This window comes from Micromonospora profundi (assembly GCF_011927785.1).
GTDB lineage: Bacteria > Actinomycetota > Actinomycetes > Mycobacteriales > Micromonosporaceae > Micromonospora > Micromonospora profundi.
In genome coordinates this window covers 4,331,225-4,352,767 of the sequence record NZ_JAATJK010000001.1, presented here as the reverse complement: position 1 = coordinate 4,352,767, position 21,543 = coordinate 4,331,225, and the positions used below count along the sequence as shown (strand labels likewise).

General features: G+C 71.4%; 24 protein-coding genes. 11 read left to right on the top strand and 13 right to left on the bottom strand.

What is annotated here, in order from left to right:
- Positions 1-34 precede the first annotated feature (34 nt).
- From F4558_RS19125 to F4558_RS19115, 3 genes are all read left to right on the top strand, one after another.
- On the top strand, positions 35-970 hold the full coding sequence (locus F4558_RS19125; RefSeq protein WP_167945372.1) for a DUF2332 domain-containing protein: 936 nt from the start codon (positions 35-37) through the stop codon (positions 968-970).
- A 75-nt stretch (positions 971-1,045) separates the two neighbouring features.
- Positions 1,046-1,300, top strand: coding sequence for a DUF5522 domain-containing protein (locus F4558_RS19120; RefSeq protein WP_167945370.1), 255 nt, complete (start codon positions 1,046-1,048; stop codon positions 1,298-1,300).
- A gap of 99 nt (positions 1,301-1,399) precedes the next feature.
- Positions 1,400-1,948, top strand: a complete 549-nt coding sequence (locus tag F4558_RS19115; RefSeq protein ID WP_167945368.1) for a hypothetical protein — start codon at positions 1,400-1,402, stop codon at positions 1,946-1,948.
- Positions 1,949-1,998: 50 nt separating this feature from the next.
- Here the strand turns inward: F4558_RS19115 and F4558_RS19110 are convergent, their stop codons facing one another.
- A complete protein-coding gene (locus F4558_RS19110; protein ID WP_167945366.1) occupies positions 1,999-2,688 on the bottom strand; it encodes an iron-dependent transcriptional repressor DtxR in 690 nt (229 codons plus the stop codon).
- Positions 2,689-2,790: 102 nt separating this feature from the next.
- Here F4558_RS19110 and F4558_RS19105 point away from each other — a divergent pair, with 102 nt between their 5' ends.
- Genes F4558_RS19105 through F4558_RS19095 form a run of 3 tightly spaced genes read left to right on the top strand, consistent with a single transcriptional unit; the run spans position 2,791 to position 7,459 of the window.
- Positions 2,791-3,651, top strand: a complete 861-nt coding sequence (locus tag F4558_RS19105; protein ID WP_167945364.1) for a sulfurtransferase — start codon at positions 2,791-2,793, stop codon at positions 3,649-3,651.
- A gap of 48 nt (positions 3,652-3,699) precedes the next feature.
- On the top strand, positions 3,700-4,881 hold the full coding sequence (locus tag F4558_RS19100) for an acetoin utilization protein AcuC (protein ID WP_167945362.1): 1,182 nt from the start codon (positions 3,700-3,702) through the stop codon (positions 4,879-4,881).
- A gap of 25 nt (positions 4,882-4,906) precedes the next feature.
- Complete coding sequence (locus F4558_RS19095; RefSeq protein WP_167945360.1) at positions 4,907-7,459, top strand: bifunctional acetate--CoA ligase family protein/GNAT family N-acetyltransferase; 2,553 nt, start codon at positions 4,907-4,909, stop codon at positions 7,457-7,459.
- 25 nt (positions 7,460-7,484) lie between these two features.
- On the opposite strand, the gene F4558_RS19090 is transcribed toward F4558_RS19095, so the two are convergent.
- The 8 genes from F4558_RS19090 to F4558_RS19055 all read right to left on the bottom strand — a co-directional run bounded on the left by F4558_RS19090 (position 7,485) and on the right by F4558_RS19055 (position 14,945).
- Positions 7,485-7,892, bottom strand: a complete 408-nt coding sequence (locus F4558_RS19090; protein WP_053657467.1) for a VOC family protein — start codon at positions 7,890-7,892, stop codon at positions 7,485-7,487.
- Positions 7,889-8,341, bottom strand: coding sequence for an SRPBCC domain-containing protein (locus F4558_RS19085; RefSeq protein ID WP_167947563.1), 453 nt, complete (start codon positions 8,339-8,341; stop codon positions 7,889-7,891). The genes F4558_RS19090 and F4558_RS19085 overlap by 4 nt, the downstream gene beginning before the upstream one ends.
- Positions 8,342-8,394: 53 nt before the next feature.
- Positions 8,395-8,760 (bottom strand): ArsR/SmtB family transcription factor, encoded by a 366-nt coding sequence (locus F4558_RS19080; RefSeq protein WP_053657463.1) that lies wholly within the window; start codon positions 8,758-8,760, stop codon positions 8,395-8,397.
- A gap of 136 nt (positions 8,761-8,896) precedes the next feature.
- Positions 8,897-9,901: an RNA polymerase sigma factor SigB gene (gene sigB, locus F4558_RS19075; protein ID WP_167947561.1), complete on the bottom strand. Its 1,005-nt coding sequence runs from the start codon at positions 9,899-9,901 to the stop codon at positions 8,897-8,899.
- A 171-nt stretch (positions 9,902-10,072) separates the two neighbouring features.
- The gene (gene dtd, locus F4558_RS19070; RefSeq protein ID WP_053657459.1) at positions 10,073-10,495 is read right to left on the bottom strand and encodes a D-aminoacyl-tRNA deacylase; all 423 of its coding nucleotides are present in this window, start codon (positions 10,493-10,495) and stop codon (positions 10,073-10,075) included.
- Between the two features lie 37 nt (positions 10,496-10,532).
- A complete protein-coding gene (locus F4558_RS19065; protein WP_197281582.1) occupies positions 10,533-12,017 on the bottom strand; it encodes a DUF7782 domain-containing protein in 1,485 nt (494 codons plus the stop codon).
- Positions 12,018-12,154: 137 nt separating this feature from the next.
- Positions 12,155-13,354 (bottom strand): type II toxin-antitoxin system HipA family toxin, encoded by a 1,200-nt coding sequence (locus tag F4558_RS19060; protein WP_053657457.1) that lies wholly within the window; start codon positions 13,352-13,354, stop codon positions 12,155-12,157.
- 1 nt (position 13,355) lies between these two features.
- Positions 13,356-14,945: a GmrSD restriction endonuclease domain-containing protein gene (locus F4558_RS19055; RefSeq protein WP_167945359.1), complete on the bottom strand. Its 1,590-nt coding sequence runs from the start codon at positions 14,943-14,945 to the stop codon at positions 13,356-13,358.
- Between the two features lie 131 nt (positions 14,946-15,076).
- On the opposite strand from F4558_RS19055, the gene F4558_RS19050 reads away from it, so the two are divergent.
- Positions 15,077-15,658 carry an HhH-GPD-type base excision DNA repair protein gene (locus F4558_RS19050; RefSeq protein ID WP_053657451.1) on the top strand — a complete coding sequence of 194 codons (582 nt, stop codon included), beginning with the start codon at positions 15,077-15,079 and terminating at the stop codon, positions 15,656-15,658.
- Between the two features lie 9 nt (positions 15,659-15,667).
- Here F4558_RS19050 and F4558_RS19045 read toward each other — a convergent pair whose 3' ends face one another.
- Both F4558_RS19045 and F4558_RS19040 read right to left on the bottom strand, forming a co-directional pair.
- Positions 15,668-15,979 (bottom strand): YlcI/YnfO family protein, encoded by a 312-nt coding sequence (locus tag F4558_RS19045; RefSeq protein WP_053657524.1) that lies wholly within the window; start codon positions 15,977-15,979, stop codon positions 15,668-15,670.
- 14 nt (positions 15,980-15,993) lie between these two features.
- Entirely contained in the window at positions 15,994-16,281 is a 288-nt protein-coding gene (locus F4558_RS19040) for a hypothetical protein (protein ID WP_197281581.1), read from the bottom strand.
- Positions 16,282-16,388: 107 nt separating this feature from the next.
- On the opposite strand from F4558_RS19040, the gene F4558_RS19035 reads away from it, so the two are divergent.
- The gene (locus F4558_RS19035) at positions 16,389-16,745 is read left to right on the top strand and encodes a DUF3099 domain-containing protein (RefSeq protein WP_053657449.1); all 357 of its coding nucleotides are present in this window, start codon (positions 16,389-16,391) and stop codon (positions 16,743-16,745) included.
- A 30-nt stretch (positions 16,746-16,775) separates the two neighbouring features.
- Here the strand turns inward: F4558_RS19035 and F4558_RS19030 are convergent, their stop codons facing one another.
- Together F4558_RS19030 and F4558_RS19025 are read right to left on the bottom strand one after the other, a co-directional pair.
- Positions 16,776-17,675: a carbohydrate kinase family protein gene (locus F4558_RS19030; protein WP_053657447.1), complete on the bottom strand. Its 900-nt coding sequence runs from the start codon at positions 17,673-17,675 to the stop codon at positions 16,776-16,778.
- Positions 17,672-18,604 (bottom strand): pseudouridine-5'-phosphate glycosidase, encoded by a 933-nt coding sequence (locus F4558_RS19025; protein ID WP_167945358.1) that lies wholly within the window; start codon positions 18,602-18,604, stop codon positions 17,672-17,674. The genes F4558_RS19030 and F4558_RS19025 overlap by 4 nt, the downstream gene beginning before the upstream one ends.
- An 88-nt stretch (positions 18,605-18,692) precedes the next feature.
- Between F4558_RS19025 and F4558_RS19020 the strand changes: the two genes are divergently transcribed.
- From F4558_RS19020 to F4558_RS19010, 3 genes are all read left to right on the top strand, one after another.
- The gene (locus F4558_RS19020) at positions 18,693-18,911 is read left to right on the top strand and encodes a DUF3039 domain-containing protein (RefSeq protein ID WP_007456912.1); all 219 of its coding nucleotides are present in this window, start codon (positions 18,693-18,695) and stop codon (positions 18,909-18,911) included.
- Positions 18,912-18,951: 40 nt separating this feature from the next.
- A complete protein-coding gene (locus F4558_RS19015) occupies positions 18,952-19,614 on the top strand; it encodes a trimeric intracellular cation channel family protein (RefSeq protein ID WP_053657445.1) in 663 nt (220 codons plus the stop codon).
- A gap of 177 nt (positions 19,615-19,791) precedes the next feature.
- Positions 19,792-21,525: a DEAD/DEAH box helicase gene (locus F4558_RS19010; protein WP_053657443.1), complete on the top strand. Its 1,734-nt coding sequence runs from the start codon at positions 19,792-19,794 to the stop codon at positions 21,523-21,525.
- Positions 21,526-21,543: the final 18 nt, after the last annotated feature.

Here is a 21,543-nt window from a genome sequence, read left to right as displayed (position 1 = left end):
AGCGGCCTGACGGCGAGGCTGCGACGATCACTGCATGACAACCGCCGAGGCGTACGCCAGATTCGCCACCCGGGAGGTACGCGGGGTCTCGCCCGCGTACGAGCGGCTGTCCCTGGCGGTGTCCCGCGACCACGAGCTGCTGACGCTGCTCGACGGGCTGCCCCCGGCCAAGCGGCAACCGAACCTGCTGTTCGGTGTCGTCCGGTGGCTCGGCGGCCCGGTCGAGGACCCGGCGGCGTTTCACGACTACGCGGTGGCGAACTGGCCGGTCATCGAGGCGCAGATGCGCGTCCGGGCCACCCAGACGAACGAGGCCGGCCGGTGCGCTGTGCTGCTCCCGGTGCTCGCCGCGCTGCCGCAGCCGCTCGCCCTGTTGGAGGTCGGCGCGTCCGCAGGGCTCTGCCTCTATCCCGACCGGTACGCCTACCGCTACCGCGAGCATCGGGTCGGCTCCGGCGAGCCCGTCCTGGACTGCGCGGCCAGCGGATTGGTGCCGCCGGCGCGCGTACCCCAGGTGGTGTGGCGGGCTGGCCTGGACCTCAACCCCCTCGACGTGACCGACCCCGACGACGTGTCCTGGTTGGACGCGCTGATCTGGCCGGAGCACGCGCACCGGCGGGCCCGGCTTCGGGCTGCGGCGGCGGTCGCCGCTGCCGATCCGCCGCTGCTGGTCCGTGGCGATCTGGTGGACGACCTGCCGGCGCTGGCCGCGCGGGCGCCGGCCGGCGCGACGCTGGTGGTCTTCCACAACTCGGTGCTCTACCAGGTGCCCGTGCCGCGCCGGAAGGCGTTCGTCCGGCTGGTCCGTGACCTGCCCGGTCACTGGGTCGCCAACGAGGCGCCGGAGGTGCTGCCGTACGACGGGCTGCCGACACCGTCGGGGGAGGGGCTGCACAACGTCCTCGCGTTGGACGGCACGCCGCTGGCCTGGACGCGGGGCCACGGCCAGGCGATGACGTGGTTCGGCTGACACTGCAGACAGACCGGTCAGGGTGACACAGCCGGCACCAGCACCACGCTCCTCGACGCTGCCTAGACTGCTGCGGTGAGCGGAGAGCGACGACCCCTGGCCGACCGGCCGCTCACCGAGCCGCACCCGTCGCGGCTGCCGCCCGGGCATCCCGACCGGGCACGGATCCTCGCCGCGCACGCCGCCGCACTGGCCGCCGGGGAGGCCGGCTACCTCGACCCGGCGAGCGGGCTGTTCGTGCTCAGCGCCGCATTCCTGGCCCGCCGTGGCACCTGCTGTGGACGTGGCTGCCGACACTGCCCGTACGTGGACGATCCACAGTGCGGATAACGGTAAAACGAGGACTTCCGCCGAACCCGGACACCCCGTACGGTGGCCGACGGACACCTGGCGGGCGCCTACCGCCGTCGGTCGGCGAGAGGGTGGAGCGTGCGCGGGCGGATCGTGGTCGCCGGGCTGGCCGGACTGCTGGTGAGCGGCTGTGCCGCCGACGCCGAGCCGTCGGCTGTGCCGCCGCCGGTGCCGATCGCTGTGGACGTGGCGGCGGCCTCCTCGGGCGGCGCCTGCCGGCTGCTGGACTTCGCGCTCATCGAGCAACTGATCAAGGTGCGCTTCGACGTGGCGGCGGCCAGCGAACGAGGTGACACGCACACCTGCGTGATCCGGGCAGGGAACGCGCCGCTGCCGGAGCTGATGCTGAGCGTGTCCGAGACGTCGGTCGACAAGACCACGTTCGGCGCGGACGTGGTGCCCACCAAGGCGACGAAGGTCACCGGGCTGGGTCAGCAGGCGTACCGGCGTACCGTCGCCGCGGCGAGCGGCCACGGCCCGGCAGTCGAGGTCGGTTGGCTGGCCACCGACAGCCGGTTGGCGACTCTGACCTGGACCAGTGCCCGCGGCACCGAGCGCGCGGTGGCCGAGAAACTCGCCGGGGAGTTGATCGCGCTGGCCAAGAAGGTGGACACCCGGGCACTGTGACGCCCAGGCCGGACGGCCAGCGAGCAGCGGCAGGTCAGCCGAGCAGCAGGTCAGCCGGCGGCGACGAAGACCCGCGAGGCGACCTCGCGCGGCAGCCGGACGCGGTCGCCGGACCTGTCGATCGACACTCCGTCACGCTCCTGCGCCACTGTCACTGTGGCGCCCGGGTCGACGCCGGCGGCGTGCAGCTGGCGCAGCACGTCGGCGTCGGTCTGCACGCTCTCGCAGATCCGGCGCACCACCACCGGCCCGGTGAGGCCGGGGAATGCCAGGTTGCGCTCACCTTCGCCGGCCTCGGTGGCCTGCGTCTCGGGCGAGCCCAACGCCTCCAGACCGGGGATCGGGTTGCCGTACGGGGAGCGGGTGGGCCGGTTGAGCAGGTCGTACACCCGCTTCTCGACGGCGTCGCTCATCACGTGCTCCCAGCGGCAGGCCTCCTCGTGGGCCTCCTCGTAGGGCATCCCGATGACGTTCACCAGCAGCAACTCGGCGAGGCGGTGCTTGCGCATCACGGAGACGGCGGTGCCCCGGCCGAGCGCCGTGAGGGTCAGCTGCCGGTCGCCCTCGACGGTGAGCAGGCCGTCGCGCTCCATCCGGGCAACGGTCTGGCTCACGGTGGGGCCGCTCTGCCGTAGCCGCTCGGCGATGCGCGCACGCAGCGGCGGCACCCCCTCCTCCTCCAACTCGAGGATGGTGCGCAGGTACATTTCGGTCGTGTCGACCAGGTCGTGAGACTTCATAGCGGCAGCGGCCCTCCGGTGCACGATGGTACCTCGCTGTTCGGCCGAGTGGCCGTCGCCGAACCGCGCGGGTCCTGACCCGGATGGTGTTTGATGGTCGCCATGTCCGGAATTGAGGAGCCGCTGATCGAAGTCGGTCGGCTCGCCGCCGAGCTCGACGACACCGATCCGCCCACCCTGCTCGACGTCCGCTGGCGGCTCACCGGCCCGCCCGGCCACGACGACTACCTGGCCGGCCATCTGCCCGGCGCGGTCTTCGTCGACCTGGACACCGCGCTCTGCGGGCCGCCCGGCGTCGGAGGCCGGCATCCACTTCCCGACCCGGCCGCGTTGCAGGCGGCGCTGCGGGCCGCCGGCGTCCGCGCCGGTCATCCCGTCGTGGTGTACGACGGTGGCGACGGCCTGGCCGCGGCCCGCGCCTGGTGGACGTTGCGCTGGGCGGGGCACCGCACGGTTCGCGTGTTGCACGGTGGCTACCCGGCCTGGGTCGCCGCCGGCCGGCCCGTCTCCACCTCGACACCCGACCCGAGTCCCGGCGACGTCAAGGTGCGCCCGGGTGACCTGCCGGTGCTCGACGCCGGGCAGGCCGGCGCGTTGGCCGCCGCCGACGACGCTGTGCTCCTCGACGTACGGGCTGCGCCCCGTTACCGGGGCGAGGTCGAACCGATCGACCCGGTAGCGGGCCACGTGCCCGGCGCGGCGAACCTGCCGGCCGGCGAGTACGTCGGCTCGGACGGACGCTTCCTGGCCGCCGAGGTGTTGCGGGAGCGCTTCGCCGCAGCTGGCGTGACCGGCGCGCGGGCCGTCGGGGCCTACTGCGGCTCGGGGGTGACCGCGGCGCAGGCGATCCTGGCGCTGCATCTGGCGGGCCGCACGGATGCGGCACTCTACGTCGGATCGTGGAGCAACTGGGTGGCCGATCCCGCCCGGCCGGTCGCCTCCGGGTCGACATCCGGCCACTGAGCAGCACGTGCGGTGGGGGGCCGCCCGTCCTCGTGCGACCATGGGCTCATGTCCGACGACACGGTGGTGGTGTGGGACGAGTCGCTGCTCGCCTACGACATGGGTGACCATCCGCTCGACCCGGTACGGGTGGAGCTGACGTTCGCGCTCGCCCGCGAGCTGGGCATCCTCGACCGGCCAGGCGTGCGCGTTGTGAAACCGGAGCCCGTCGACGAGGCCCTGCTCGCCCGCGTGCACCACCCGGCCTACCTGGCGGCGGTGCGGGCAGCGCCGCGTGACCCGCTGTTCGCCGGGTACGGGATGGGCACCTCCGACAATCCGGTCTTCGACGGGATGCACGAGTCCAGCGCGCTGATCACCGGTGCCACTGTGACCGCAGCCGAGGCGGTGTGGCGCGGCGACGCGCGGCGGGCGGTGAGCGTGGCAGGTGGCCTGCACCACGCGATGCCCGCCCGGGCCTCCGGCTTCTGTGTCTACAACGACCCGGCCGTGGCCATCACCCGCCTGCTGGAACTGGGTGCCGAGCGCATCGCGTACGTGGATGTGGACGTGCACCACGGCGACGGCGTGCAGCAGATCTTCTGGGACGACCCTCGGGTGCTCACTGTCAGCGTGCACGAGACCCCGCTCGCGCTCTTTCCCGGCACCGGTTTTCCGGACGAGACCGGTGGACCGGGCGCGCAGGGCACCGCCGTCAACATGCCGCTGCCGCCGGGTGTCGACGACTCCGGTTGGCAGCGGGCGTTCCACGCGATCGTGCCGTCGGTGCTGCGTGCGTTCCGGCCGCAGGTGCTGGTCAGCCAGTGCGGTGCCGATGGGCACCGGCTCGACCCGCTCGCCGACCTGAGCCTGACGGTCGACGGTCAGCGTGCCACCTACCTGGCGTTGCGGTCGCTCGCCGACGAGCTGTGCGACGGCCGCTGGGTCGCCACCGGCGGCGGCGGGTACGCGCTTGTCGAAGTGGTGCCCCGGGCGTGGACCCACCTGCTGGCAGTGGCCACCGGCGACCCGATCGACCCGGCGACGCTCACCCCGCCGGCCTGGCGGGAGCTTGCCGCCGCTCGCCGTCCGGGCCGGGAGATTCCGCTGCGGATGACCGACGACGTCGACCCGTCGTACGAGCCGTGGCAGCCGACAGGTGAGCCCAACGCTGTGGACCGGGCGATCGCGGCGACCCGCAGGACGGTGTTCCCGCTGCTGGGGCTTGATCCGCACGATCCGCGGGACTGAGCCGGGCCGGGGGAGGACGGCACCTGTGACTACCGTGGACCAGCCGGTGGACGTGCTGCTCAGCGACGGCAGCGCCGTCCAGTTGCGACCGATCAGTCCGGACGACGCGCCGGGCATCGTGGCGATGCACAGCCGGTTCTCCGAGCGCACCCGCTACCTGCGGTACTTCTCGCCGTACCCGCGCATTCCGGAACGGGATCTGATCCGGTTCGTCACTGTCGACCACCGCGACCGGGAGGCGTTCGTGGTGCTGGCCGGCGAGCAGATCGTCGCCGTCGGCCGTTACGAGCGGCTCGGTCCGCAGAGTCCGGAGGCGGAGGTGGCCTTCGTTGTGGAGGACGCCTACCAGGGCCGGGGCATCGGGTCGGTGCTGATGGAGCACCTGGCCGACGCCGCCCGGCGCAACGGCATCATGAGTTTCGTCGCCGAGGTGCTGCCGACAAACGGGACGATGCTGCGGGTCTTCTCCGACTTCGGCTACCAGGTCCAGCGCGAGTACGCCGACGGCGTGGTGCACCTGAGCTTTCCCATCGCGCCCACCGAGGCCACGCTGGAGGTGCAGTTCGGCAGGGAACACCGTACCGAGGCCCGCTCGATCGCCCGGCTGCTCGCCCCGCGGGGCATCGCCGTCTACGGTGCCAGCGCCACAGGTCAGGGCGTCGGCGCGGCAGTGCTGGGGCACCTGCGCGACGGTGGTTTCACAGGTGCCGTGGTGCCCGTGCATCCGAGCGCGTCGACGGTGGCGGGGCTTCCCGCGTACCCGTCGGCTGTCGACGCCGGGGTCCCTGTGGACCTGGCGGTGGTGGCGGTCCCGCCTGCGGCGGTGACCGCTGTGGTCGCCGACGCGGCCGCCGCCGGGGTGCACGGCCTGGTGGTCATCTCGGCAGGCTTCGCCGAGGCCGGCGCCCAGGGCGCGGCCACCCAGCGGGCGCTGGTCCGCGCGGCGCACGCCGCCGGTATGCGCGTGGTCGGCCCGAACTGTCTCGGCGTGGCCAACACCGATCCGACGGTACGCCTCAACGCCACCCTCGCCCCGGCGCTGCCGCCGGCCGGTCGGGTCGGCATCTTCAGCCAGTCCGGTGCGTTCGGGGTGGCGCTGCTCGCCGAGGCCGACCGGCGCGGCCTGGGGCTGTCCAGCTTCGTCTCGGCCGGCAACCGCGCCGACGTCTCCGGCAACGACCTGCTCCAGTACTGGCAGGACGACCCCGGCACCGACGTGATCATGTTGTATCTGGAGACGTTCGGTAACCCGCGTAAGTTCGCCAGGCTGGCCCGGCGGATCGGCCGTTCCAAGCCGGTCGTCGCGCTCGCGTCACCGGCCCGACCGCCAGGGGTGGGCGACTCGGCCGGGCCGGACGAGGTGGCGGTGGCAGCCCTGTTCGCCCAGTCCGGCGTGATCCGGGTGGACACCGTGCCGGAACTGCTCGACGTGGGGGTGCTGCTTGCCAACCAGCCGCTGCCCGCCGGCGGCCGGGTCGGCGTGGTCGGCAACTCCTCGGCGCTGACCGGCCTGGCCGCGACAGCCTGCGTCGGGCAGGGCCTCACGGTCGTCGACGGCTATCCCCGTGACGTCGGGCCGAGCGCCGGTGCGGCCGAATTCGCCGCCGCCCTCGCGGAGACGGCAAGCGACGACCGGGTGGACGCCCTGGTGGTGGTCTTCGCCCCGCCGCTGCCCGGTCAACTCACCGATGTGGACGCCGACGTCATCGCCGCGCTGCCGGCCGCGCTGGCGTTGGGCAAGCCGACGGTGGCGACGTTCCTGGTGGGCCGGCCGCCGGCCGGGATGCCCGCGTACGGCGGCGTGGAGGAGGCAGTGCGCGCTCTCGCCCGCGTGCACCGGTACGCCGAGTGGCTACGCCGCCCGCCCGGGGTGGCACCCGAGTTGCCAGGGGTCGACAGTGCCGCCGCCCAGGCTGCGCTCCGCGATCCGCCCGACCCGAACGCGCTGCTGGCCGCGTACGGCATCGAACCTGTGGCGTCGGTGTCCGTCGACTCGCTCGACGCGGCGGTGGACGCGGCGGCGGGGTTGGGTTTCCCGGTGGCGCTGAAGGCTGCTGCCCCCGGGCTGCGGCACCGGGTCGACCTCGGCGCGGTCCGGCTCGACCTGCCCGACGAGGCGACGGTCCGCCGGGCGTACGCCGAACTGGCCGCCCGCTTCGGCGCGGAGGTCCTGGTGCAGCCGATGGTCCCGCCGGGTGTGGCCTGCGTGGTGGAGTTGGTGGAGGATCCGGCGTTCGGGCCGGTGGTCGGTTTCGGTCTCGGTGGGGTGGCCACCGAGTTGCTCGGCGACCGGGCCTGGCGGGCGGTGCCGTTGACCGACCGCGACGCCGCCGAGCTCGTCGACGAACCCCGGGCCGCGCCGCTGCTGCGGGGGTACCGGGGTGCGGCGCCTGTCGACAGGGCTGCCCTGGCCGACCTGCTGCTGCGGGTGGGTCAGCTCGCCGACGAGCAGCCCCGGGTGCGATCGCTGACCCTCAACCCGGTGCTCGCCCGCCCGGATGGCATCACGGTCCTGCACGCCCAGGTCCAGGTGGGCGGTCCGGCGGCCCGCCCGGACACCGGCCCGCGCCGCCTGTGAGCAGAGGCCCGAGCGGGCGGCGGTTTCAGGCGCGGCTGGAGATCTGCTGGACGGCCCAGGCGTTGCCGTCGGGGTCGGTGAAGTGGACGAATCCGACGTTGTCCAACGGGTGCGGCACGGGCCGGGGGTTGCGCCCGACCACCTGGATCTCGCTGACCTCCACGCCGCGTTCGACAAGTTGCGCGCGGGCCTTCTCGATGTCGGGCACCACCAGTTGCAGCCCCTTGAGCGAGCCCGGTGGCATCTGCGGGACCGCGCCCTTGCCGATCACCACCGAGCAGCCGGACCCGGGCGGTGTCAGCTGGATGATGCGGACGTCGTCGCCGATCACCGTGTCGTGGTCCACAGCGAAGCCGAGCTGGTCGGCGTAGAACGCCTTCGCCCGGTCCAGATCGGAGACCGGCACGATCACCACTTCCAGCGTCCAGTTCATTGGTGCTCCCCTCGTGTCGTGGTTGTTGTCGAACGCAGCAGTTCGGCGAGCCGCGTGAAGCTCTGCCCGATGCCCCGAGTCATCGGGTAGCGCAGCACGGTGTCCCGCCCCTCTGCGGTGGCGTAGAGCAACGTGGTGGTGACTGTGGTCCGCCCGGCCAGCTCGGTGAACTCGTGGCAGACCAGAGTCTCGCCCGGATAGGACTGGTCGTCGAAGAGTTCGGTGAAGACCAGCCGGTGCGGCGGATCGATCTGCCGGTAGACGCCTGCCTGGGCCATCCGGGTGCCGTCCGGGCCCTGCGACTCGAACCGCCACCGCCCGCCGACGCGCAGGTCGACGTCGCACCCCACGAGCCTCCAGCCCTGCGCCCCGTACCAGCGGACCAGCAGCTCGGGTTGGGTGAATGCGGCGAACACCAGCCGGGCCGGCGCCTCGAACAGGCGACTCATCACGATCTGCCGGTCGCCCGGTGCGCGTACGACGATCGAGTCGTCGGTGCCCGTCACTCGCCCGCCCCGCTCGGCGCCGCGTCCCGCTTGTCGACGGCCTGGAGTTCGTCGAGCAGGCCGTCGAGTCGCTTGTAGCTCTCCGCCCAGTAGTCGCGGTAGCCGGCGAGCCAGGCCGTGGCCTCCCGCAGTGGGCGTGCCTCCAGACGGCACGGCCGGCGCTGGGCGTCCCGCCCCCGGCTGACGAGGCCAGCCCGTTCCAGCACCTTGAGGTGCTTGGAGATGGCGGGCTGGCTCATCTCGAAGGGCGCTGCCAGCTCCGTGACCGTCGCCTCGCCGACCGCGAGCCGGGCGAGTATTGCTCGCCGGGTCGGGTCGGCAAGTGCCGCGAACGTCGCGTCCAACAGCTCCGGGCTCACCATAACCTCCTGGTTGTATAACCAGATGGTTTATCGCGGATCGCCGCCGCCGTCAAGCACCTCGACGGCCGCGTCACCCACCTCGACAGCACGGAAGGCCCCGGCGAACCGCCAGGGCCTTCCGTGTGGACCGTGCGCCTCAGCAGGCGTACGCCTCCAGGCGCTGCGCCCGCTCCGGAGCGCGCAGCTTCAGCAGCGTCACCTTCTCGATCTGCCGAATGCGCTCCCGGGACAGGCCGAACTCGCGACCGACCTCGTCAAGGGTGCGCTGGCGACCGTCGTCCAGACCGAAACGGAGCCGGATCACCGCCTGCTCCCGCTGGGACAGCGTCGACAGCACGATGCTCACCTCGTTGCGCAACTCGCCCTGGGCGGCGGTGTCACCGGGCTCGTTGCGCGGGTCCACCGAGGCCACGAAGTCGCCGAGTGCGCTCTCGCCGTCGTCGCCGACCGCCTGGTCCAGGCTGACCGGCTCCCGGTCGTACGAGATCAGCTCGATGACCTGGACCTCGGGGATCTCCAGCGCGCGGGCTACTTCGGCGACAGTCGGTTCGCGGCCGAGCGTCACGGCGAGTTCGCGGCGGGCCCGCACCATCCGGTTGACCTGCTCGACCATGTGCACCGGGATGCGGATGGTGCGGGCCTGGTCGGCCATGGCGCGGGTGATCGCCTGGCGGATCCACCAGGTGGCGTACGTGGAGAACTTGTAGCCCTTTGTGTAGTCGAACTTCTCCACCGCGCGGATCAGACCGAGGTTGCCCTCCTGGATCAGATCCAGAAAGGCCATCCCACGGCCGGTGTAGCGCTTGGCGATGCTGACCACCAGCCGCAGGTTCGCCTCCAGCAGGTGGTCCTTGGCGGCCCGTCCCTCGGCGACGATCAGCTCCAGGTCGGCCCGCAACTCCGGCGAGACCGGGGTGCAGGTTGCGAGCTTCTCGTCGGCGAACAGGCCGGCTTCGACGCGCCGCGCCAGCTCGACCTCCTGTGCCGCGGTCAGCAACTTCGTGCGGCCGATTCCGTTCAGGTATGCCCGGACCAGGTCCGTGGAGATGCCGCGCTCGTCGGTGGCGTCCAGGTCGGCGAGGATCTCGGTGGGCGCATCGGTGTCGGTGCTGGCTGCCGGGCGCATCCGGTTTTCCGTCATCTGCAGGGCCATCTCTGTCTCTCCCCGTGTCCACATCTGGGCCGTGTCTCCGGCTCAGTGGTGCCGGTGTGAGACACAGCTTGGCGGGAGGGGCGTGAAACGGGAGTGAGGCGATCGGTCACCTGACAGGATCCGACCGGATCATTGTCGTGAATGAAGCCGATTGCCGGGTCAGAGGTCCAGGAGGACGGTGCGCGGGCCGATGTTGACGCTCTCGACGAGCATGTGCGCGCGGAAGCGACCCGTCTCCACCTTCGCGCCGCGCTCGCGCAGGGCCTCGACGACCGCCGTCACCAGCGGCTCGGCGACCTCGGCGGGAGCGGCGGCGGTCCAGGTTGGACGACGACCCTTGCGAGCGTCGCCGTAGAGGGTGAACTGACTGACCACCAGGATCGCCGCGCCGGTGTCGGAGGCGGACCGTTCGTCGTCCAGGATCCGCAGCTCGTGCACCTTGCGGGCCATCGTGCGGGCGGTCTCGGCCGTGTCGGTGTGGGTCACCCCGAGAAGCACCAGCAGGCCGTTGTCGATCGCGCCGACCACCTCGCCGTCCACCGTCACGCTGGCCCGGCCGACGGTCTGCACCACAGCGCGCATCAGCGGGCCACCTGCGTGCCGACTGCCGGTGCCCGCATCACGCCGTCACCGGCTCGATGAAGCCGCGCTCCACGAGATGCGCGACGATCGGGCCGGCAGCCTCGGCCATCTCGTCGGGCTCCACATCGTGCGCAGCCGCGAGCAGGGCGAGCTGGTCGCGCAGCGGCAGCCGGCCGTCGGCGCCACCGACGAGCGCCAGCACCAACGGGTCGATCTCCTCGGTCCAGCGCAGGCCGTGCGGCATCGCGAGGACCTGCCGGTCCACCGCCCAGCCCTCGTCACCCATCGTGGCCTCCTGACGCAGTTGCAGGCCGTCGGCGGCCCGGTAACGCTCGGCGAGCAGCCCCTCGGTGTCGCGTACCCGGAGGAAGTCCTGGCGGTCGAACCAGGCGCCCACCTGGTCGCCCAGCGGCGGCTCGACCCGCTGCCGCAGGTCCTCCACCCGGATGATCGGGTCGTCGTGCCCGCCACGGCGCAGGGACACGATGCCGAAGCCGATCCCCTCGACCTTGTGCGCGTCGAACCAGTCCAGCCAGGCCGCCGTCCGCTGTGGATCGGTGCTCTCGCCGACGTCGGTGAGCCACAGGTCGACGTACGCCATGGGGTCGGCGACCTCGCGCTGGATCACCCAGGCGTCCAGGCCGGTCCCGGCGAACCAGTCGGCGACCCGCTCGTCCCACTCCTCACCGGCGACGTGCACCCAGTTCGCCAGGTACTGCATGGTGCCGCCCTCGGTGAGCAGGTCGGGGGCGGCGGCGGCGAGTTCCGCGCCGATCGCGTCACCCACGCGCCCGGAGTCGCGGTAGACGTGCGTGGTGGTGCCCGGGCCGACAACGAACGGCGGGTTGCTCACCACAAGGTCGAAGCGCCGGCCCGCCACCGGAGCGACAAGGTCGCCGCGCAGCAGTTCCCAGTTCTGGCCGTTGAGGGCGGCGTTGGTGGCGGCGAAGCGCAGCGCCCGCTCGGAGAGGTCGGTGGCGGTCACCGAACGGGCGTGGGTGGACAGGTGCAGGGCCTGCACGCCGGAGCCGGTGCCCAGGTCGAGCGCGGTGTCGACAGGGCGGCGCACCGTGGCGCCGATCAGGGTCTGTGTGGCCCCGCCGATGCCGAGCACGTGCTCGGCATGCAGTGGCTGTCCCGGTCGGGCGCTGCCCGGCACGTCGGCGAGCACCCACCAGTCCTCGCCGTACGGCTCCAGGTCGACACCGGCGCGCAGGCCGTCACCGTGCCGCTCGACAAGCCCACCGGCGAGCGCCTCGGCCACTGTCAACGGCGCCAGCGCCGCGGCCACCGTCGGCTCCGACTCGGTCTGGTCGCAGATGAACACCCGGATCAGGGTGGCGAGCGGATCGCGGTCCTCGGTGGCGCGCAGGGCGGCCCGGTAGTCGTTGCGCGCGACCGAGCCGGTGGCCTGCGCGCCGAGCCGGCCGGCGATGCCGTCGCTGGTGAACCCGGCGCGGGTCAGCGCGCTGCGCAGCGCGTCGACACCGGCAGGGGAGAGCAGCATGTCGTGTTGGTCCACACCCGCCATCCTGCCCCCTGGCTCCGACCCGGCCTGACAGCACCCGTGCTGCAGGCGGAACTAACGGAGAACGATCCGAGTGTCGCACCTGCTGCGCGCATATCGCCGTGCCGTAACGGCCCGGGCGTAAGCGTGAATCAGCCGTCTGAGCTGCAGATCGGCAGCGTGTCGAGCCGCCGGGTGTAGTGGTCCGCCAAAGCGTCGAATCGTGCCCGAGCCTCTTCTGCCACCGTCGTGGTCCACGCCGTACGCAGCCGGGCCACGGTCTGTGCCACCGTGTCGAAGGTCTGCTCCGGGTCCGCTCCAGCCCGCTCTGCCAGACGCCGGAAGTTATCGCCGGTGATGGCGCTTGGGACCGTCTCCGAGTCCAGGCTGAGTGCCAACGGTGCCCAGCGATAGGTGGAGTAAACAGACAGGGAGTGGAAGTCGTAAACAGGGGCGAGGTGAGGAGTCCGTCCGTCCGCATACCTGATGGCCCAATTCTTGAGATGGCCGTCCGTATTGCCGACCACCAGGAGAGCGACGAGGCGAGCTATGAAATCGTGGTACCCGTCGTCCCCGGTCAGCTGCCGGATCGCTGCGGCGAGGCTGTCGTACGAGGCACCCGACTCGCTGTACTTGAACATGGGCTCGACATCCGCGACCTGGGCGAAGTCCTCCACATGGATGCGTTCCCCGGGGGCGCGGTCGAACCGTTGGATCACGTAGACGAAATCGGCCGGGCGGACCAGGCCATCGGGTAAGCCCTTGACCTCATCCGCTCGTAGGAGATGCACCGCGGGCACCGGGAACCCGGCTGCCGCCAGCCAGCTCATCGTCAGATACTCGTTGGTGGGCAGCTCAAGCAAACCCTGGTCGGGCAGCTTCACGATCCACCAACCGCCCTGCCCGCTCACTGGCACGGCAAGTCGGTCCGTCGAGATCGAGTACTTGAGCTGGACACCGGCCAGCGAGTGTCGTAGTGGGTGGTCGATCTGCTCCGCTGCCGCCGGCAGGAAATCGTCCTTCGGCTCACGGTCGGCGTGGACGGTCACGGCCCCCGGCAGGTTGCTGCCCACTCTGAGTAGCAGGGTGAAGTCGCCTATTCTGCCGCCTCCAAGTTCACGGATGATCTGACGACGCAGTGCCCCCTCGGGCAACAGGTTGGCGAACCAGGGCGGCAGGCCGACCCGCGCGCGCCGGACCGATCGGGGATCATCTTCGAAGATCTGGCCGAGAACTCGGTGGTCGGGGGAGGAGAGGTCGTCGTCGTAGATGAACTCGGACCCACCTTGAAGGAACTGGAGCTCGCCGACCCGGTGACCGTGTAGCCGCACCTCGGCTGTCGTTGCGACCATGTCAGGCGGCCGTTCGCAGTATGTCCGCGAGCGATCGCCCGTCCCGCGCCCCCCACTCGGCCATCCGATTGACGTGACCAGTGATGGTCTGGAGGCACACCTGGGCCCGTAGCTCCAGGAAGCCGGACCAGTCGTCGCGCAGTGCGAGAACCCTAGCGTCTTCGGTGATCAAATGGCTGGCCATGACGGTCGATGAGGCGTCCACGAGGGCCGAGCGGGTGAGGCGCTCCCCGGGGGGGAGCACAAAACGGTTAGCGATCGTGGCCAGGGTGATATCGCCGCTCTCCGGCAGTAGCGGCCGCAACGGACTGCCCTGCTCTAGAAGCCGGGTGATGTCGATGATCTCCCCGCTGCCGAGATCGCGGGGCTCGGCAGCGAGCAATCCCAGGGTGTTGAGTTTGGTCATCGCATGGTTGAAATGCACCTTGTCCAGCTCTGCCGAGAAGTCAGGGAAGGAGTGCACCTGCCGCAACACGTTGGCCGCAGCGGCCAGCGCATCCGGCGCGTCCACCGACTCCACCTGATTGCGGATGTCGGCGACGCTGACCCCACGGGCGCGCGTGCCAGCGACAGCGCTGCGCCAAACCCAGCGCCGCAGCAAGGTCGCTGGTCGTCCCACCGGCGTTCCGTGTAGGCGGATGAACCGCACCAGGATCGGTAGTACATGCGAGTAGGGCAAGAGCTTGATGTGGGGAATGCTGCATTCGCCGCGAAGGAACTCGACTGCCTCTCGCAGTCGTGCGGCCACCTCCCTCAGCGTCTCAGCCGGGTCGTCCTCGGGGCCGAACTCCTGGCGGAAGTCCTCTCGGAAAATGTCGCCGCCCCGATACGCGAGGACGCAGCGCAGGGCGAGCCGATCGTCGAGCGTCCCGAATCCGAGCGTGGCCGGGATCTGACCGAGGCTGTGCAGGGTGCTCAGCTCATCGTTGACGGCACCCGCGTGCAACGCCTGAAAGACTTCGGACTTGGTGAGCCGTTTCCCGGTGGTGTTCATTCGGGTGAAGATCTCGAGCAGAGCGTTCTCATCGGCCGAGTGAACGATGTACGTCGGTATCTGGTACTCACGTATCGCCTTTGCGGCCTGGTCGGCGAGGGCGAGTTGCTCCTCCGAGAGCCAGTCGGAGTTGTCGCGCATCCATCGTAGTAGGACTGCGGTGTCCAACAGAGAGCTGACCGGCACCCAGGAACGCGGCGGTCGTTGACGGTTGCCGATTGTGTGAAACTCGCCGGTGTCCAGGTCCAGATGAACCCGGAAGCGCGGGTCGACAGAGCGGTCCGCCCGGGTCAATGCGCCGACGAGAGACACGATGCGCTGCTGGCCATCGACTACCCAGAGAGCTGCGGCTGTCTCGGGAGCTACGACTTCCAGCGGGCCGACCTGGAGCCGCTGCGCCGGTGCCGGACGTCGCCACAGCAGAAGATTTCCAATTGGAAACCCCCGTAGCAGGCTGTCGAAGAGCCGGACGATGTCAGCCGCTTCCCACTTGAAGGATCGTTGGAATGGTGGGATCCGTACCAGTCCGGCGGTGACGTCTCGGACTAGGTCCTCCGGTGTGCGGTACTCGACGCGTGGCCTCTCCAGGCTCGGCACGGCCACCTCCTTCTGGGGACCCACCGAGAGTATCGGCAACATGTCCCCGGTCCCAGCTACGCGGCCGGCGAGACGCGCCGAGGTTAGCGCGGCGGTCCATCCGCACCCGGCCGACCCGGCAAGATGTCCGCATGACGCTCGTGCTTCCCATCGACCCCGAAGCCAACCGGCTGCTGGAGCGCAGCCCGCTGGCCCTGCTCATCGGTATGACCCTGGACCAGCAGGTGCCGATGGAGAAGGCGTTCTCCTCGCCGTACGTGCTGAGCCAGCGGCTCGGTCACGATCTGGACGCGGCGGAGCTGGCCGGGTACGACGGGGACGCGCTGGTGGCGCTCTTCGCCCAGCCGCCCGCGCTGCACCGGTTCCCGAAGGCGATGGCGGCCCGGGTGCAGGAGGTCTGCCGGGTCCTGGTGGAGCGCTACGACGGGGACGCGGCGCTGCTCTGGTCGGACGTCACCGACGGGCCGGAGCTGCTGCGCCGGGTCGGCGAGCTGCCCGGCTTCGGCAAGCAGAAGGCGCAGATCTTCGTGGCCCTGCTCGGCAAGCGGTTCGGGGTGACGCCGCAGGACTGGCGGAAGGCGGCCGGTGGCTACGGCGACCCTGGCGCGTACCGGTCGGTGGCCGACGTCACCGACGCCGACTCGCTGCGCCGGGTGCGGGAGTACAAGCAGCAGATGAAGGCGGCCGCGAAGGCGAAGGCCGCCGACGGCTGAGCGGTGCGCTCAGGCGGCGGTCGGGTGGGCCAGCGAGGCCAGCGCGCGCCGGACGTCGGCGAGCGAGACGGTGGCCGAGTCGTCCAGGTCGGCCAGGCCGGCCTCGATCCACTGCCGCATCAGCGTGGTGACGCCGATGCCCCGGGCGTCGGCGGCGGCGCGGACCCGCTCGTAGGTGTCCAGCGGCAGCCGGACCGATCGGCTCACCATCGGCACGTCGGTGTCGGGGGTGGGCAGGTCCACCGCCGGACTATGGTCGATCAACTCGGCGATCCGGTCGTCGCCGCTGTGGAACTGCTTGGTCGCGTCGTTACGGTGCATCGTCACGGCCCCCCTCATCGGCGATCTCTCCGCACGGCCTCGTCGTAGCGCTTGGACTCGACGTCGCTCAGCTCGCGGGCGGAGAGGATGTCCCAGTCGTTGTCGCTGCCATCGGCTTCGGCGAGCAGCACCGCCAGTCGGCGACCCCGTCGGGCGGCGGCGTAGACCACCATCACGTCGTCGCCCAGGTGGCGGATGACCCGTCGGGCGCTGTGCAGCGCCTCCCAGACTTCCCCGGGTGTGACGTCGTAGACCCTCAGGTTGGCCAACGCCTCGTCGGTGAAGCTGAACCTGCTGCCCACGGGGCGCAGCGTACCACGCGCGTAACACGACGCGGTATGCGGCAAATTTCGCTGATCACGGCTTCGCGGTGACAGGATGAGGCGTAACCCCCTCGAGGAGGTCCAAGGTGAAGCGTCAGGCGTACCAGCCGATTCTGATCACCGACGCCTCGCGCAGCCAGAACGATCAGCTCACGAGCCGTCAGCGCCGCTATGTCCTGATGATGGGCATCCGGGTGGCCTGCATCGTCGCTGGCGCGATCCTGGTCGGCGTGAAGGCCCCGCTGCTGTGGCTCTGGCTGCCCCTGTGCGCCCTTGGCATGGTGGTCATCCCGTGGCTGGCGGTGCTGCTGGCCAACGACAGGCCGCCCAAGGAGGAGCACCGGCTGGCCAACCGCTTCCGCCCCCGCCGGACGGACGACTCCCCGCCGATGAGCCTCACCACCGAGGAGCACCCGCACAAGATCATCGACGCCGAACCCTGACCCGCGCCGCGCGGGCCAGGGCCCGACAGATCACGGCCGTGGTCGCGCCCCCACTGTCGAGACGGCGAGCGCGCCCAGTTCGGTGGCGCGATCCAGGGCAGCGGTCGGCGTGGCACCTGCCAGCCACGCGGTGAGCAGCCCGGCCGCGAAGGCGTCCCCGGCCCCCGTGACGTCCACCACCGTCACCCGCCGGGCCGTCGCCACGCTGACGGTGGCCCACCGGTCGACCCAGACCGCCCCCGCCGCGCCGCCCTTGACCACCACCCGCCGGGCCGTCGCCGACAACGCCCGCCCCTGCGCCGCCGGGTCCAACCCGCCGGCCAGCACCGTGGCCTCGTCCGCGTTGACAAGCAGCAGGTCGACCTCGCGTACCCAACTCAGGAAGGCCGCCGCGCCCACCCGCCGCAGCGGCGCCGCGGAGGCCGCGTCGACGCTCGTGGTGAGCCCACGCTCGCGGGCGGCGGCCAACGCCCGCAGCCCCGCGCCGCGCGACGCGTCGTCCAACAGGGTGTACGCGGACAGGTGCAGATGCCCGGCGTCGGGCGTCTGGGCGAGGGCGCGGTCGACGTGCTCGGCGCTGAGCCGCAGGTTCGCGCCCCGCTGGCTGACCATGGTCCGCTCGCCGTCGGTGGCCAGCACGATCACAGTGCCGGTCGGGGCGTCCTCGACCCGCTCGAGCGCGCAGTCGACGCCGGCCCGCTCCAACTCGGCCAGCCGGTCACGCCCCGCGTCGTCGTCACCGACCGCCGCGACGAGCGTGACCGGCACCTTCTGCGCGGCGACCCAGGCGGCGGTGTTGGCCGCCTGCCCGCCACCACCGAGGCTGATCTCGGCCCTGGTGTCCGAACCGGCCGCCAGTGGACCGGACAGCACCGCGAGCACGTCGGTGATCACGTCCCCGACGACGACCATCCGGGCCGGTCGGGTCATGCCGGCGTAGCGGTGCGGGCGGCCGAGGCCACCGCGATCCGGGCGGCAAGATCGGCGTTGCGCAGGATGATCCGGACGTTCACCGTCAGGCTCGCCCCCTCGGTGGCCGAGTGGAAGTGCGCCAGCAGGTACGGCGTGACGGCCTTGCCGGTCACCCCGTCGCGCTCCAGCAGGGCCAGGCCGTCGGCGAGGGTCCGGTCGTGCAGTTCCGGGTCCAACTGCTCGTCGACCGGCAGCGGATTGGCGACGATCAGGCCGCCGGTGTGGACGGCCTGCGCGTCACGGGCGGCCAGAGCCGCGGCGATCTGCTCCGGCGAGTCCAGCGACCAGTCCAGGTCGAAGCCGCCGTCGGTGAGGTAGAACCCGGGGAACCGGTGGGTGCGGTAACCGACGACCGCGACGCCGAGGGTCTCCAACCGCTCCAGCGTGGCGCCCACGTCGAGGATCGACTTGACGCCGGCGCAGACCACGGTGATCGGGGTCCGGGCCAGCGTGATGAGGTCGGCGGACTCGTCGAAGGTGTGCGCCGCCTCCCGGTGCACGCCGCCCAGCCCACCGGTGGCGAACACCTCGATGCCGGCCGCCGCAGCGACCGCGCTGGTCGCGGCCACCGTGGTCGCTCCGTCCGCGCCCGTCGCCGCACCCACCGCCAGGTCACGGACCGAGAGCTTGGCCACACCATCGACGGTCGCGAGCCTTGTGAGCTGCGCGTCATCGAGGCCGACCACAAGCTCGCCACGGATCATGCCGATCGTCGCCGGCACCGCCCCGGCGTCCCGGACCGCAAGCTCGATCTCCCGCGCCACCCGGAGGTTTTCCGGGCGGGGCAGGCCGTGCGAGACGATTGTGCTCTCCAGGGCGACAACGGGCCGCCCGTCGTGCAGGGCTTCGGCCACTTCGGTGCCGTAGCTGATGCGAAAGTCAGTCACATCGGGCACGGTACGGGTCGGTTCCGGACAGACCTCAAGTGGACCCATCCGTTTTGACCTGCCAAACTTGACGGCCGGAGGTGCCAACGTGAGCACAGAGGTTCTCGAGCGTCCGGAACTGAAGGACGCCGACACCGGTCCCGAGATGTTCCACTACGTCCGCAAGGAGAAGATCGCCGAGAGTGCCGTCATGGGCACCTTCGTCGTCGCTCTCTGCGGGGAGACCTTCCCGGTCACCAAGGCGGCAAAGCCGGGCTCGCCGGTCTGCCCCAAGTGCAAGGAGATCTACGACTCGTACCGGGAGTGAACTGAGGCAGGTCTTCGGGCCGGCGACGTAGCCTGCGGCGGTGACCACCTCCACCGGCCTGCTCCTTGCCGACCTGACCGGAGTGGCCGTCTTCGCCGCCTCCGGGGCCTCTGCGGCGGTGGCCAAGCGACTCGACCTGTTCGGTGTCGCGTTCGTCGGGTTCGTGGCCGCCCTCGGCGGCGGAATCTTCCGCGACCTGGTCATCGACGAGGTCCCGCCACTGGCCTTCGCCGACTGGCGGTACGCGGCCACCGCCGCGATCACCGCCCTCGCCGTCTTCTGGCTGCATCCCCAACTCGCCCGACTGCGCACCACAGTGCTGGTGCTGGACGCTGCGGGCCTCGGCCTTTTCACAGTCACCGGCACGCTCAAGGCGCTCGACGCCGGCGTGCCGGCGGTCGGCGCCTGCCTGATCGGCATGCTCACCGCAATCGGCGGTGGGCTCTGCCGGGACCTGCTCACCGCCGAGATCCCTGTGGTGCTGCGCCGGGAGATCTACGCGCTGGCCGCCCTCGCCGGATCGGTGACAGTGGTGCTGCTGTACGTCACCGGGCAGACTGGCCCCGCGCCGCTCACCGCCGCCGTCGTGCTGGTCTTCGGGCTGCGCCTCATCGCGCTGCGCCGACGCTGGTCCGCCCCTGTGGCGACACTGCGACCGCCACGCACCGGCGGGGCTGATCCGCGTACCGACCGGGAGTGGTGACACCGCAGGCCGGAGTGACGGATGTGACCAGCGTGGCGTCGCCTGGGCTGTGCGGCCCGCGCTGGTTATGCTGAGTCGGCCTTCGCGGCAGCTTCTGCGCGGAGGCGTTTTCATGGGCGGCGGTACTCGTGGCCCTCGCCCCGGATCCGCCGTCGTGCGGTCGGAGAGGAGCTTCGCGTGGCAGCCCGGACGCCGGTGCTCGAGACGTTCCCGGCACTGCGCGCATGGCAGCGCAAAGCCCTCGTGGAGTACCTGCGCCGCCGCACCGAGGACTTCACAGCGGTCGCCACCCCCGGTGCCGGAAAGACCACATTCGCCCTGCGGATCGCCGCCGAACTCCTCGCCGACGGCACCGTCGAGGCCGTCACAGTTGTCGCGCCCACCGAGCATCTGAAGAACCAGTGGGCGGACGCCGCCGCCCGGGTCGGCATCCAACTCGACGCCGCGTTCCGCAACGCCGACCTGCACTCCGCTGCCGACTTCCACGGCGCGGTGGTCACCTACGCCCAGGTGGGAATGGCCCCGCAGGTGCACAGGCGGCGCACAATGACCCGACGCACCCTCGTCATCCTCGACGAGATCCACCACGCCGGCGACTCCCGGTCCTGGGGCGACGGGGTGAAGAACGCCTTCGAACCTGCCGTACGCCGGCTGATGCTCACCGGGACCCCGTTCCGCTCCGACGACAACCCGATCCCGTTCGTCAGCTACGAGCGGGGCGGGGACGGGCTGCTGCGCTCCCGCGCCGACTCGGTGTACGGCTACTCCGACGCCCTGCGCGACGGCGTCGTACGGCCGGTGCTCTTCCTCGCGTACTCCGGGGAGACCCGTTGGCGCACCAACGCGGGGGAGGAACTGGCGGCCCGGCTCGGTGAGCCCATGACGCAGGACCTGGTGGCGCAGGCATGGCGTACCGCGCTGGACCCGGCCGGGGACTGGATGCCGCAGGTGCTGCGCGCCGCCGACGCCCGGCTCACAGTGCTCCGCAACGCGGGCATGCCCGACGCCGGTGGCCTGATCATCGCCACCGACCAGCAGACCGCCCGTTCGTACGCGAAGCTCATCGAGCAGGTGACCGGCGAGAAGGCCGCCGTGGTGCTCTCCGACGACCAGGGCGCGTCCGCGCGGATCGCGACGTTCGCGGCGTCCGAGCAACGGTGGCTGGTCGCGGTGCGGATGGTGTCCGAGGGCGTCGACATCCCCCGACTCGCGGTCGGCGTGTACGCCACAAGCGCCAGCACCCCGCTCTACTTCGCGCAGGCCATCGGCCGGTTCGTCCGGGCCCGCCGGCCCGGCGAGACCGCCTCGGTCTTCCTGCCCAGCGTGCCGCACCTGCTCGGGCTGGCAAGCGAGATGGAGACCGAGCGGGACCACGTGCTCGGCAAGCCCAAGGAAGCCGACGGCCTCGACGACGACCTGCTGGAACGCGCGCAGCGTGACGACCAGGCAAGCGGTGAGCTGGAGAAGCGGTTCGCCGCCCTCTCGGCCACCGCCGAACTGGACCAGGTGATCTTCGACGGCGCGTCCTTCGGCACCGCGGCGCAGGCGGGAACCCCCGAGGAGGAGGAATACCTCGGCCTGCCCGGTCTGCTCACCGCCGACCAGGTCTCGCTGCTGCTCACCAAGCGGCAGACCGAGCAACTGGCCGCCCAGCGCCGTCGTACCGCCGAGCGGGCCGCTCAGCCGGCCGCTGCGCCCACGGCAGCGCCCCCGGCACCCATGAGCGCCGCCCAGCGTCGCGTGGCCCTGAGGCGGCAACTGAACGCTCTGGTGGCCGCTCGGCACCACCGCACCGGCCAGCCCCACGGCAAGATCCATGCGGAGTTGCGGCGGCTCTGCGGGGGACCGCCGAGCGCACAGGCAACGATCGAGCAGCTAGAGGAACGCATAGCCACAGTCCAGACCCTCTGACGCTCACCTTTCCCGCCC